Source organism: Arenimonas sp. GDDSR-1, from assembly GCF_025980345.1.
In the GTDB taxonomy this organism is placed as follows: Bacteria; Pseudomonadota; Gammaproteobacteria; order Xanthomonadales; family Xanthomonadaceae; genus Arenimonas.
The window spans coordinates 1-12980 of the sequence record NZ_JAPDUI010000052.1 but is presented as its reverse complement, the minus strand read 5'-3'; the positions used below and the strand labels follow the sequence as shown (position 1 = coordinate 12980).

Annotated in this window: 14 protein-coding genes; 10 read left to right on the top strand and 4 right to left on the bottom strand. The window is 60.6% G+C overall.

What is annotated here, in order from left to right; all coding sequences use genetic code 11:
* The first annotated feature begins 98 nt into the window (after positions 1-98).
* Genes Q0W88_RS08385 through Q0W88_RS08375 form a run of 3 tightly spaced genes read left to right on the top strand, consistent with a single transcriptional unit; the run spans position 99 to position 3618 of the window.
* The gene (locus tag Q0W88_RS08385) at positions 99-1970 is read left to right on the top strand and encodes a DEAD/DEAH box helicase (RefSeq protein WP_297802100.1); all 1872 of its coding nucleotides are present in this window, start codon (positions 99-101) and stop codon (positions 1968-1970) included.
* A 3-nt stretch (positions 1971-1973) separates the two neighbouring features.
* On the top strand, positions 1974-3164 hold the full coding sequence (locus Q0W88_RS08380; protein ID WP_297802096.1) for an NAD(P)/FAD-dependent oxidoreductase: 1191 nt from the start codon (positions 1974-1976) through the stop codon (positions 3162-3164).
* A gap of 58 nt (positions 3165-3222) precedes the next feature.
* Positions 3223-3618, top strand: a complete 396-nt coding sequence (locus tag Q0W88_RS08375; RefSeq protein ID WP_297802093.1) for an MAPEG family protein — start codon at positions 3223-3225, stop codon at positions 3616-3618.
* A gap of 63 nt (positions 3619-3681) precedes the next feature.
* Here Q0W88_RS08375 and Q0W88_RS08370 read toward each other — a convergent pair whose 3' ends face one another.
* Entirely contained in the window at positions 3682-4596 is a 915-nt protein-coding gene (locus Q0W88_RS08370) for a sensor domain-containing protein (protein WP_297802090.1), read from the bottom strand.
* Positions 4593-4958, bottom strand: a complete 366-nt coding sequence (locus Q0W88_RS08365; RefSeq protein WP_297802087.1) for a PadR family transcriptional regulator — start codon at positions 4956-4958, stop codon at positions 4593-4595. The genes Q0W88_RS08370 and Q0W88_RS08365 overlap by 4 nt, the downstream gene beginning before the upstream one ends.
* Before the next feature lie 126 nt (positions 4959-5084).
* Here Q0W88_RS08365 and Q0W88_RS08360 point away from each other — a divergent pair, with 126 nt between their 5' ends.
* Both Q0W88_RS08360 and Q0W88_RS08355 read left to right on the top strand, forming a co-directional pair.
* Complete coding sequence (locus Q0W88_RS08360) at positions 5085-5687, top strand: class I SAM-dependent methyltransferase (RefSeq protein WP_297802084.1); 603 nt, start codon at positions 5085-5087, stop codon at positions 5685-5687.
* Between the two features lie 7 nt (positions 5688-5694).
* Entirely contained in the window at positions 5695-6594 is a 900-nt protein-coding gene (locus tag Q0W88_RS08355; protein WP_297802080.1) for a peptidylprolyl isomerase, read from the top strand.
* A gap of 30 nt (positions 6595-6624) precedes the next feature.
* Here Q0W88_RS08355 and Q0W88_RS08350 read toward each other — a convergent pair whose 3' ends face one another.
* Entirely contained in the window at positions 6625-7230 is a 606-nt protein-coding gene (locus tag Q0W88_RS08350) for a rhomboid family intramembrane serine protease (protein ID WP_343212539.1), read from the bottom strand.
* 96 nt (positions 7231-7326) lie between these two features.
* On the opposite strand from Q0W88_RS08350, the gene Q0W88_RS08345 reads away from it, so the two are divergent.
* Positions 7327-9177 (top strand): AbgT family transporter, encoded by a 1851-nt coding sequence (locus Q0W88_RS08345; RefSeq protein ID WP_297802077.1) that lies wholly within the window; start codon positions 7327-7329, stop codon positions 9175-9177.
* A 36-nt stretch (positions 9178-9213) separates the two neighbouring features.
* Here Q0W88_RS08345 and gabT read toward each other — a convergent pair whose 3' ends face one another.
* The gene (gene gabT, locus Q0W88_RS08340; protein WP_297802074.1) at positions 9214-10497 is read right to left on the bottom strand and encodes a 4-aminobutyrate--2-oxoglutarate transaminase; all 1284 of its coding nucleotides are present in this window, start codon (positions 10495-10497) and stop codon (positions 9214-9216) included.
* Positions 10498-10603: 106 nt separating this feature from the next.
* Here gabT and bcp point away from each other — a divergent pair, with 106 nt between their 5' ends.
* The 4 genes from bcp to Q0W88_RS08320 all read left to right on the top strand — a co-directional run.
* The gene (gene bcp / locus Q0W88_RS08335; protein ID WP_297802071.1) at positions 10604-11212 is read left to right on the top strand and encodes a thioredoxin-dependent thiol peroxidase; all 609 of its coding nucleotides are present in this window, start codon (positions 10604-10606) and stop codon (positions 11210-11212) included.
* Positions 11213-11218: 6 nt separating this feature from the next.
* A complete protein-coding gene (locus tag Q0W88_RS08330) occupies positions 11219-12106 on the top strand; it encodes a DMT family transporter (protein WP_297802068.1) in 888 nt (295 codons plus the stop codon).
* A gap of 57 nt (positions 12107-12163) precedes the next feature.
* Positions 12164-12520 carry a DUF1428 domain-containing protein gene (locus Q0W88_RS08325; protein ID WP_297802065.1) on the top strand — a complete coding sequence of 119 codons (357 nt, stop codon included), beginning with the start codon at positions 12164-12166 and terminating at the stop codon, positions 12518-12520.
* Positions 12521-12541: 21 nt separating this feature from the next.
* A partial coding sequence (locus tag Q0W88_RS08320; RefSeq protein WP_297802062.1) for an AMP-binding protein occupies positions 12542-12980 on the top strand: 439 nt, incomplete at its 3' end.

Below are 12980 nucleotides of genomic sequence, written 5' to 3'. Positions count from 1 at the left end.
TTGAAGATAAATGCTTGTTCAAGCAAGGATTTGCGTATGGGAGTAAACTATACAACCTTTCCAGGCTTCGCGCCTGCGCCCAGAGCCGATACCCTCCTATGACTTCGAAACCCGCCGACAGCGCCGCCATCACCTTCCGTGACATGGGCTTGCCTGAAACCATCCTCAAAACCCTGATTGCGCTGGGCTATGAAACCCCCTCGCCGATTCAGGCCGCGATGATTCCACACATCATGAACGGCCGCGACGTACTCGGTCAGGCCCAAACCGGTACCGGCAAGACCGCTGCCTTCGCCCTGCCCTTGCTCAGCGGCCTCGATCTGAAGGCCGGCAAGCCGCAGGTTCTGGTTCTGGCACCGACCCGCGAACTGGCCATCCAGGTCGCGGAAGCTTTCCAGAAATACGCCGAAAACCTGCCGCACTTCCATGTGCTGCCGATCTACGGTGGTCAGAGCTACGGTCCGCAGCTGTCGGCCCTGCGCCGCGGCGTGCACGTTGTAGTTGGCACCCCGGGCCGGGTCATCGACCATCTCGAGAAAAATTCGCTGGACCTGTCGGAACTCAAGACCCTGGTCCTGGATGAAGCCGATGAAATGCTGCGCATGGGTTTCATCGATGATGTCGAAACCATCATCCGCAAATCACCGGAAACCCGTCAGGTCGCGCTGTTCTCGGCCACCATGCCGACCGCCATCAAGCGCATCGCCCAGAAATACCTGAAGTCGCCGATCGAAATCCAGATCGAAGCCAAGACCCGCACCGCCGACAACATCCGCCAGCGTTGCTGGCAGGTCTCCGGCCTGCACAAGCTCGATGCCCTGACCCGCATCCTGGAAGTCGAACCGTTCGACGGCATGATCATCTTCGCGCGCACCAAGCTGGCCACCGATGAACTGGCGCAGAAACTGCAGGCACGCGGCTTCTCGGCCGCCGCCATCAACGGCGACATCAACCAGGCCCAGCGCGAACGCACCATCGGCCAGCTGAAAGACGGCAGCATCGACATCCTGGTCGCCACCGACGTGGCCGCCCGCGGTCTCGACGTCGACCGCATCAGCCATGTGGTCAATTACGATGTGCCTTACGACACCGAATCCTATGTTCACCGCATCGGCCGTACCGGCCGTGCCGGACGCAGCGGCGAAGCCATCCTGTTCATCGCCCCGCGCGAGCGCGGCATGCTGCGTGCCATCGAGCGCGCCACCAACCAGCCGATCGAACCGATGGAACTGCCGAGCGTGGCGACCATCAACGAAGTGCGCATGGACAAGTTCAAACAGCAGATCACCGAAACACTGGAGTCGTCCGATCTGACCCTGTTCCGCAAGCTGGTCGAGGATTACGAACAGGCGTTGAATGTGCCGGCCATCGAAATCGCGGCCGCTCTGGCCAAAATGGCGCGCGGCGACGTGCCGCTGCTGCTGGAACCGCCGAAGCGCGAGGAACGCAAAGCCAAGGAATTCGAAGTGCGCGAAGGCCGTGACAAGCGCCCGGCGCGTGAACCGCGCTTTGAGCGCGAAACCCGCGGCGATCGTCCGGAACGTCCGTTCCGCGAAAAGAAGGAACGCGCCCCGCGCGATGCCGAAGCAGGCATGGAATCCTACCGGATCGAGGTCGGCTACGAGCACGGCGTAAAGCCCGGCAACATCGTCGGTGCCATCGCCAACGAAGCCGGACTGGATGCCAAGCACATGGGCCGCATCGAGATCTTCGATGATTACAGCATCGTCGATCTGCCGGAAGGCATGCCGAAAGACATCCTCAAACACCTGAAGACGGTCTGGTGTGCCGGCCAGCAGCTGCGCATCACCAAGGACGGCACCACTCCGGACACCGCGCCGAAGAAACCCCGCCCGCCGCGCCGCCCGGACACCCGCGAAAAGCCGGATACCGTCGGCAAGGTCAAACGCAAGAACGAATCGTTCTTCGAATTCCGCCAGGGCAAGAAGAAAAACAAGTTCACGGACTGATCCATGAATGCCGGCGCCCGTGAATCGCAGGTGCTGGTCATCGGCGGCGGTGCCGCCGGACTGATGTGTGCGGCCACGGCCGCCTACCGCGGAAAGACGGTGACGGTGCTGGAAGGCAGCAACCGCTGCGGCAAGAAGATATTGATGTCGGGCGGCGGCCGCTGCAATTTCACCAATACCGGTACCGGTCCGGGAAACTTCCTGTCGCGCAATCCGCACTTCTGCAAATCGGCCCTGGCCCGCTACCGGCCGGCCGATTTCATTGAACTGGTGGAGCGCCACGGCATCGCCTACCACGAAAAAGAACTCGGCCAGCTGTTCTGCGACGAGTCCTCGAAACAGATCGTCAAACTCCTGCTGGATGAGTGTGATTGGGCCGGTGTGCATATCGCCACGGGCATTGCCATCAGCGCGGTCCGGTTTGCTGGCGGGCGGTTCGAAGTCGAAACCGCCCAAGGACTCTACCGGGCCGAAAAGCTGGTCGTCGCCACCGGTGGTCTGTCGATCCCCAGCATGGGCGCCAGCGGGCTGGGCTACCAGATCGCGCGGCAGTTCGGCCATGCCTTGATCGAAACACGGGCCGGCCTGGTGCCGTTCACGCTCAGCGGCAAACCGCTTGAGCAGTATGCCGAGCTGGCCGGTGTTGCCCTGCCGATCGCGGTACGCGTCGGCGGCGCTGAATTCCGGAATGCCCTACTGTTCACCCATCGCGGCCTCAGTGGTCCGGCCATTCTGCAAATCTCTTCGTACTGGGAACTCGGTCAGCCCATCGAAATCGATCTGCTCCCGGGTCGCGACGCCGCGGTGGAGCTGATCGCCCTGCAGCAGCAGGGCCATAAAGCCGAACTGAAAACCGTGCTGGGCGACTGGCTTCCGAAGCGATTGGCGCAATTGCTGTGCACGGCATTTTTCAGCAACAGGCCGGTGAACCAGTACAAGCATGCCGAACTCCGCGACATCGCCTTCGCCCTGCAGCATTGGCGGATCACGCCCAGCGGCACCGAGGGCTACCGCACCGCGGAAGTCACCCTCGGCGGCGTGGACACCGATGGCGTGTCTTCAAGCAGCTTCGAATCAAAGAATCAGCCGGGTCTGTATTTCATCGGCGAGGTGCTGGATGTGACCGGTCATCTGGGCGGCTACAACTTCCAATGGGCCTGGGCGTCCGGCCATGCCGCCGGCAGTGCGCTCTGAGTTGGCATTCCCGCCGGAAGCGTCTATCATCGCGGAACATCCCTTTTTGGAATCCCTCATGGATAACGCCATCCTCAGTGCCGCCTTCATCACCCTGCTCAATGTCCTCGTCCTGTTCATCGCGATGGGCCTGGTCGGACGTGCCCGCGGCAAGTACGGCATCAAGGCACCGGCCTGCAGCGGCCACGAACAGTTCGAATGCGCTTACCGGGCGCACATGAATACCGTCGAACAGACCGTGATGTTCCTGCCGGTCCTCTGGATCGCCTCACTGACCGGCTTCATGCTCTGGGCGCACTGGCTCGGTGCGGCTTGGATCGTCGGCCGTATCTGGTATGTGCTCGGTTACAACAAAGCCGCCTCGGCGCGCAGCGGCGGCTTCCTGCTCAGCTTCCTGGCGTTCATCGCCCTGTTCGTACTCAGCGCCATCGGCGTTTTCCAGAACATGCATTGAGGGCTCCTGCCCGGTGAAAAAAGGGCGGAGAATCTCCGCCCTTTTTCATGCCTGCTCCGCCGCTCATTCCGAACCGGAGGGAACCAGCATGTGTTTGGCGAAGCGGCCATGCCAGCGGCCGATGAACCGTACAACATGCAGTCCGGCGAAAAACAACAGGATGCCGCCGACGAACATGAACGGTGCGGCGAAGGCCGGATCGAGACTGCCCGTCCCGAAGTGCACGTGGCCCTGAAAATCTAGCCATCCTGCTTTCTCCAGCCACCACAGGACCGGCCCGACCACAAAACCGACACTGAAGGCCAGCAAGGTCACCGACAGCGTGAAATAGATCGTGCCGAGCGGCAGCATCAGCACCATGTACATCAAGCTCAGCCAGGTCCGCGCATCGGTGAACAGACCCTTGATGCGGTCCATCCAGGTACGGTCCTTGGCGTGGTACAGCGGGCGCCGCGGCATGCGTTCGCCCAGCAGGGTTTCCACCAGCCGGCCTTCCACCAGCGAGATGGCATACACCGAGGCCATGAACAGGATGAAGAACGGAATACCGATGATCAGGATCATCAGGCCCAGGCTCAAGCTCAACCCGGCACTCACCCAGGTGAAGTAGAAAATACCGGTCGCCAGACTGAGCAGCATGTAAAACAAGGCACCGTAAGTGTGCGGATCGACTGCCACGGCGAAGAACCCTTTGATCGGCGAGGACGGTACCACTTTCTTCGGCGCCGCCAGGGCTTTTTGCACAGTGACCTCGGTGCTGCGGTAGATGTCCGCCACTTCCTCGGGGTCGCCATAGCTGCCGGCGATCTGCGCCAGCAGTTCGGCTTCGGATACCGCCGGATTGGCCGCCAGCTCCGAACGCAGGTATTCCTCGGCATCGTACAGCGCGTCCTGAACCAGAGCGGCATCGGCACCTTTCAGGGCGTCCTTGAGCATGTCCAGATACTGGGCAATCGTTTTCGGGGTATAGGCGTTCATTGCGGTGCTCCTTCCAGCACGGTGTTGACCAGGGATTGGGTGTTCTGCCAGGTCGCGCGCCAGGCGCTGAAGACCTCCCGGCCGAACGCGGTAATGCGGTAATAGCGGCGCGGCGGCCCGGCCACCGAGGGCTCCACTTCGCTTTGCAGCAGCCCGGCGCCATCGAGGTTGCGCAGTACCGGATACAGGGCACTCTGTTTGCCGGCCAGGACGCCCTCACCGGCCGACTCCAACTGCTTGGCGATCTGATAGCCATACAGGGGTTCCTCGGCCTTTGCCAATTGCGCTAAGAGCAGGAACGAAACGGTCCCGGCACTCAGTTCCTTTTGAAATTTCTTGACCAGGTTTTCAACATCACTCATGACGCGCTCCATAACAGGATTAAGTAAATACTATCATTAAGTTCATAATACGCCATAGGCCAGAAGTCATAGCCGCATTAATCGGAAATTGGCGTATGATAATCAATGATTTAATGGGGATAGTGCATGTCAAGAGCGAAAATAAAAACCTACGACGAGGCCTATTTCGATCGCTGGTACCGGGGTAAAAATGCCGCGGACGACAAAGCCCTCGCCCGCAAAGTCGCCGTGGCTGTCACTGTCGCCGAGCTGCACCTGGGCCATCCCATCCGCTCGGTTCTGGACATCGGCTGCGGTGAAGCCCCGTGGCGTAAGCCCCTGCTGAAGCTCCGGCCCGGACTGCATTACCAGGGCGTGGATGCCAGCGAGTACGTGGTCCGTCGCTTCGGGCGCAGCCGCAACATCGCCCTGGCCGGATTCGGTCAGATGCAACAGCTGCGAATCGGACCACCGGCCGACCTGCTGGTGTGCGCCGATGTCCTGCACTACGTGCCGGCTGCCGAACTGAAACGCGGACTAGAAGGCTTTCCCGAGCTTTGTTGCGGTGTGGCCTACATCGATGTGTTCTGCCGCGAGGATGCCATCACCGGCGACTTCAAGGGCTTCATTGCCCGCAGCCGCGCGCAATACCGTAAGCTATTCGACGACATCGGGCTGACCGCACTGGGCAGCCACTGTTACCTGAGTCCGGCCTGCGACAGCCCGGTTTCCGCCCTTGAACGTCTGTGAGTCCACCATGAAAAATCCGATCCGCACCATGCTTTGCCTTGCTGTCCTGCTCGCCGCTACGCAGGTATCGGCTGCGGCCAAGGGCAAGACCATGCAGGAAATCCTCGATGCCAGCACGGCCGCCGATTGGCGCACCCCCGATCCGGACAATCTTCTGGTCATGGATATCGCCGGCGGCCGGATTCTGATCGAGTTGGCACCGCAGTTCGCACCCGAACACGCCGCCAACATCAAAACCCTCGCCCGCGAGGGCTACTGGAACGGCCTTTCCATCAACCGCTCGCACGACAACTTCGTGGTGCAGTGGGGCGATCCGGCCGAAGATCCGGCCAACGCCAAATCCATCGGCAGCGCCAAGGCAAAACTGCCGGCCGAGTTCGCCCTGAGCGGTTTCGACAAACGCGCCTTCCATCCGGTCAAGGACCGCGACGGCTGGTCGAAACAGGCCGGCTTCATGCACGGCTTCCCGGCCGCCACCGACCGCAAGCAGACCTGGATGACCCACTGCTACGGCGCGCTCGGCGCCGGCCGCGGCAACGAGGCCGATTCCAGCAACGGCACCGAACTGTACGTGGTGACCGGGCAATCCCCGCGCCAGCTCGACCGCAACATCACCGTGGTCGGCCGTGTGCTGCAGGGCATGGAGTACCTCTCGGTGCTTCCGCGCGGTACCGGTCCGCTGGGCTTTTATGAAAAACCGGAGCAACGCACGCCGATCAAATCCATCGCACTGGCGTCGACTCTCCCGGAAAGTCAGCGGCCGCAGCTGGAAGTGTTCCGTACCGATACCGCCACCTTCGATGAGCTGGTGGAATCCCGCCGGAACCGCAAGGACGACTGGTATCTCAACAAGGCCGGTTTCATCGACCTGTGCAATATTCCGGTACCGGTGCGCACCAAGAAATGAAAAAAACCGCCTTCGGGCGGTTTTTTTCACTCAGGGATTGAGCAGCTTCCCGAAAAACGCGGACAGCGCGCCGGGTTCGACCAGCGCGGTAAAGATGACGCCATACGCCGCGCCCCACAGATGTGCGCTGTGGTTGATGTTGTCGCCGCCTTTGCGGTCAAGGTACATCGAGTAGGCGACATACAGCACGGCATACAGAATGGCCGGCACCGGAATGAAATACACATACAGCATCGACCAGGGCTGCAGCAGGATGTAGGCGAACAGCACCGCCGATACCGCACCGGAAGCGCCGAGCGTGGAATAGCGCGGATTGTTCCGGCGCGGCAACGCCCAGGGCAGAATCGAGAACACGATGCCGCCGAGATAGAACAGGTAATAGCCGAAGCCGGCGAAGTGCGCGCTGAATACCGTTTCCATGACCCTGCCGAAAAAGAACAGAGTAATCATGTTGAACAGCAGGTGCGGAAAGTCGGCATGCACGAAACCGTAACTGAGGTACGGGGCGTACTTGTGCTTGCGGCGGGCCTGATAGGGATTGAGCATCCAGCGGTACTGGAAGGCGCGGTCCTTGAAGCCAATCCAGGAGATCAGGCAGGTGACGGCGATGATGATGAGATTGCCCGACAACTGCATCAAGCGGTCCTTAAATTATCAAAAATTTCTGAAAAAGCACCCGATTTTCACACCCATTCGGGTGATTATGACCTCAATTTTGGCAAAAAAACCACTATGTCGTCACATATCAGCAACACCGAGCAACTGAAAACAGGCCGTACCCGCGGCGTTCTGGACTGGATCGAATGGGCAGGCAACAAGTTACCGGACCCGTCCATTCTGTTCATGCTGCTGGCATTGACGGTGATCATCCTGTCCGCCGTCGGCAGTGCGGCGGACTGGAGCGTACAGCCGGTCAAGCCGCAAGTGGTCATGGAAATCCAGCGGGATGCGCAAGGCAATGCACTGACCGATGCCTCCGGAATCGCGGTACAGATTCCAAAAAAGGATGCCGATGGCAATATCCAGGTCGAACTGGTCGAAAGCGGTGAACGTCTCGAAGTCAAAAGCCTGCTGACCGCGGATGGCATTTACTGGATGTTCTCCTCGATGCTGAGGAACTTCGCCCAGATGCCGGCATTGCCCCTTATCTTTGTTGCCATGCTGGGCATCGGACTGGCGGAAAAATTCGGCTTCTTCAGCGCTCTGATGCGATGGCTGGCCTTCATGACGCCCAAAAAGCTAATGACTCCCGCCGTGGTGTTTCTCGGGGCGAATTCATCGGTCGCCTCGGATGCCGGCTACATCATCCTGCCGCCGCTGGCAGCCGCCCTGTTTCTTGCGGTAGGCCGGCACCCCGTTGCCGGTCTGGCCGCCGCATTCGCAGGCGTTGCCGGCGGCTTCGGTGCCGGACTGTTTCCGACCGGCGGCGATGGCGTGCTGACCGGATTTGCACAGGACGCCGCACGGGTCATCGACCCCAATTATTCGGTCACCATCCTGCACAACTACTACTTCAAAATCGTTTCCGCCCTTGCCGTGACACTGGGCGCCTGGTACGTCACCGACCGCATCGTGGAGCCGCGTCTGATGCGCCTGCACGGCGATGAGCTGCAGAGCAATGAAACAAGCGCGATGTCAGAAATGGCCTTGAAGAGCAACGAGCGCAAAGCCTTGCTGTCCGCGCTGGGCGTCATGGTCATCGTGCTTGGCCTTTTCGCGGCCCTGATCTTGCCGAAAGGCATGCCGCTGCACGGGGACGGCAAACAGACTCTGGCCAACGGCAGGGTTCTGGTCCAGCAGGCCGTGGATATCCAGCCGAAAGGCAGTGCCACCGATGTTGCGGCATACGACGTCTTGACCCTCGATCCGCTGGTAATCACTGAAAAACAAACCCCCGGCCGCCTGGTGGAAACCCCGGGTACACGCTGGTCACAGGTCATCGTGCCTTTCATTCTGATTCTGTTCCTGGTGCCGGGTCTGGTCTACGGCTATATGACCCGGCAACTGAAATCGCAGAGCGATGCCGTGGATGCCATGTACCATGGCATCCGAAGCATCGTGCCGGTGCTGGTGATTCTGTTCTTTCTTTCCCAGTTCGTGAATTATTTTGCCTATTCGCATCTCGACAGGATGCTGGCCTATCTGGGCGGCAGTCTGCTGTTCGACGCCAACCTTCCGATTCCCTTGTTGATCTGCCTGTTCGTTGTTGTCGTCATCTTCGGTGATTTCGCGATGAGCGGCATGCTCAGCAAATTCGGGGTTCTGGCTCCGATCTTCATACCGATGTTCATGATGGTGGGGATGAGCCCCGAGCTCACCACCGCCGCCTACCGGATCGGTGATTCGGTGGTGAACATCGTCACGCCGCTGAATTCCTATCTACTGATCATTCTGGCGGTGTTCCAGAAATACCGGAAAGGCGTCGGCCTGGGCAGTCTGATCGCCCTGATGATTCCGTACTCGATCGTGCTCGGCATCATCTGGACGGGACTGCTGTTGGCCTGGTATTTCACCGGCCTGGATCTGGGACCGCAGTCACCCTTGCATTATCTGCCCGGGTCGATCAGCACCGTCGGTGATTGAACGCCGGTGTGCCGGCTGGAACCAAACTGAAATCGCTCAGGCGCGGATAGTGCGCAGGGCGTTTTCCAGAATGGCCAGAGCTTCGGCCAGCACCGCGTCCTCGACCGTAATCGGCACCAACACGCGGATGCTGTTGGCATACACGCCGCAGCTGAGCAGGATCAGACCAAGCTCGGCGGCCTTGGCGGTGAGTGCCTTGGCGGCCCCATCGTCTGGGGTGTTCTCCGTGCCGGGCTTGATCAATTCAAAGGCGAACATGGCGCCGAGATGGCGGACCTCGCCGATACCCAGTGCCGGTTCCTTGGCCAGATTGCCGACATAGGCCGCGAGCGTTTCACCGAGCTTGGTGGAGCGCGCGAGGATGTTTTCCGAATCAATGACCTCGAGCACGCCCAACGCGGCCGCGCAGGCCACCGGATTGCCGCCGTAGGTACCGCCCAGACCGCCGGCCGCCGGCGCATCGATGACTTCGGCACGGCCGACCACGCCCGACAGGGGCATGCCGCCGGCCAGGGATTTGGCGGTGGTGATCAGATCGGCTTTGACATCGAAATGCTCCATGGCAAACAGCTTGCCGGTGCGGGCGAAACCGCTCTGTACTTCGTCGGCAATCAGCACGATGCCGTGCTCATCGCAGATGGCACGCAGGGCGCGCATCAGCTCCGGCGGCGCCGGCACGAAACCGCCCTCGCCGATGACCGGCTCGATGATGATGGCCGCCACACGCGAGGCCTCGATGTCGTACTTGAACAGATTGGCGATGTCCTGCAGGGTGTCCGCCACGGTGACGCCGTGATACGGGTGCGGAAAGCGGGCATGGAAGATATCGGCCGGGAACGGGCCGAAACCCAGTTTATAGGGGGCGACCTTTCCGGTCAGACCGAGCGTCAACAGCGTGCGGCCATGGTAACCGCCGCCGAAGGCGATAACGCCGGGGCGCTTGGTGTAAGCACGTGCGATCTTGACCGCATTCTCAACAGCCTCGGCGCCGGTGGTGACGAACAGGGTTTTGGCCTTGCCGGCGATCGGAGCGCGCTTGTTGAGTTCCTCGGCCAGTTCGATGTAGGGCTCATAGGGCATGACCTGGAAGCAGCTGTGCACCACGCCCTGCAGCTGCTGCTGGATGCGGGCCATCACTTTCGGATGGCGGTGACCGGTGTTCATGACTCCGATGCCGCCGGCGAAATCGATGTAACGCTTTCCGTCGGCGTCCCAGATTTCGGCATTTTCGGCACGCACGGCGAACAGCTGGGTGGCATTACCGACGCCACGGGCAACCGCATCGACCCGGCGTTGCTGCAATTCGGTATTTTTGCTCATAGTCATTTCCTCAACAGGTGTTTAATATATTAAACACCCGCTTCACGCAATGCAAGCAAGTCGGCACATAGACTAAACTTCCCCTTCATATTGCAAAGGAATTCCCATGCTGGCCCCAGGCGCACCCGCTCCGCACTTCGCCCTGCCCGATCAATCCGGCGCCCTTCAGGACGCCAAAGCCCTGAAAGGCAAGCGCTATCTGGTGTATTTCTACCCGAAAGATTCCACTCCCGGCTGCACCGTACAGGCCTGCGGCATCCAATCGGATCTGGCGCAATTCAACAAACTCGGGATTCCGGTATTCGGGGTCAGCATGGATTCGGTGGCCAGCCACCGCAAATTCGCCGATAAATACGCCCTGCACTTCCCGCTGCTGGCCGATACCGATCGGACACTGATCGAGGCCTATGGCGTCTGGGTCGAAAAATCGATGTACGGCAAGCAGTACATGGGCATTTCGCGCAGCAGCTTCCTGGTGGGCAGCAATGGCAAAATCGAGCAGGTCTGGGAAAAGGTCAACACCAAGACCCATGCCGCCGATGTGCTGGCTTTCATCCGCGGTGCGAAACCGGCAGCGGCACCGGCCAAGAAGATCACGGCTAAACCGGCAGCCAAAAAAGCAAGCGCCAAACAGGTTGCCACTAAAAAACCGGTCGTGAAAAAAACCGTGGCCAAGAAAGCACCGGCCAAGAAAACCGCCGCCAAGAAGAAGTAAGCACCGATGCCCCACTCCGCCGCAGAGCGCAAAGCGTTCTGGCAAATCCATTTCTGCGTCCTGCTGTGGGGCTTCACCGCCATTCTGGGCAAGCTGATCACCTTGCCGGCCCAGGCGCTGGTGGTCTGGCGCATGCTGCTGGTCAGTGTTCTGCTCGCCGTGCTTCCCCGCGTCTGGCGGGGCCTGCGGGCACTCTCGCCCCGCCTGATCGCCATTTACGCCGGCATCGGCGCCATCGTCGCACTGCACTGGTTGACCTTCTACGGCGCCATCAAGCTGGCGAATGCCTCGGTGGCGGTCAGTTGTCTGGCGTTGGGTTCGATATTCACCGCCATCATCGAACCGATGCTGACCGGCAAACCGCATGCCCGCAGCGAGATCCTGCTCGGCCTCATGGTGATTCCCGGCGTCTATCTGCTGATCGGCGGCGTGCCGCTGTCGATGCATCTGGGCATTGCGGTCGGCATCCTGTCCTCGCTTTTGACCGCCCTGTTCGCCACCCTCAATAAGCGCTATGTGCACGAGGCCGACCCCGAATCGGTGACCTTCATCGAAATGAGCGTGGGCGCGCTGGCACTGGCCGCCGCCAGCGCCCTGTATTTCGGGCTGGATGCCACTTTCATCCGGCCCGATCTGCACGACTTCAGCCTGCTTCTGGTGCTGGCCGTTCTGTGCACGCTGTTGCCGTTCATCCTCTCGCTGCACGCCCTGCGCCACATCAGCGCGTTCAGCACCCAGCTGGCGCTGAATCTGGAGCCGGTGTATGCCATCGTCATCGCGGCGCTGTGGCTGAAGGAGTACCGGGAACTGACCCCGCAGTTCTATGTGGGCGTGGCGGTCATCCTCTCGGCGGTGTTCGTGCAGCCGCTGTTGCTGCGGAAAAAGCCGGGCTAGTGCACGCCTTCGGTTTTCGGTGCAGAATACCGGAAACCAGACAGGGGAGACAGCCGTATGTACGTCGATGGATTCATCACGCCGGTCAAGAAAGACAAAATGGCCGAATACAAGAAAATGGCCCGCGCCTGCGGAAAAATCTGGAAGGAATACGGGGCCCTTCAGTATCTGGAGGCGGTCGCCGATGACGTTCCCTACGGCAAGCGCACCTCGTTTCCGCGTGCGGTCAAACTGCAGGATGATGAAGTGGTGGTGTTCGCCTATGTGCTGTACATCAACCGCAAGGAACGCGACCGGATCATGGCGGCGGTGATGGCCGATAAGCGCCTGGCCAAATACATGGATCCGAAAGCCATGCCGTTCGACGGCAAGCGCATGGTCTGGGGCGGGTTCAAGGAAATCGTCAGTTTCTAAATAACTTCACGGAGCAAGACCATGCTGCAACCCGGCCTGATGATGGATCGCCCCCTGCTCGTTTCCGGCATCATCGAACACGCCGCCGGCCAATTCGGAGATGTCGAGATCGTCTCCCGTGAAACCCACGGTCCGTTGTTCCGCTACACCTACGCGCAATGCGCGGCGCGCGCACGCAAGCTGGCCAATGCCCTGCAGGCACTCGGCCTTGGGCCGGGCAGCGCGGTCGGTTCCATCGCCTGGAACAACCACCGGCACATGGAAGCCTACTATGCGGTTTCCGGCAGCGGCATGGTCATGCACACCTGCAATCCGCGGCTGGCTCCCGAGCAGCTGATCTACATCATCAATCACGCCGAAGACGCGGTGATGCTGTTCGATGCGACCTTCGCACCGTTGGTCAAGGGCATCGCCGCACACTGTCCGCAGGTCAAGGCCTGGGTCTGCCTGAGCGATGCCG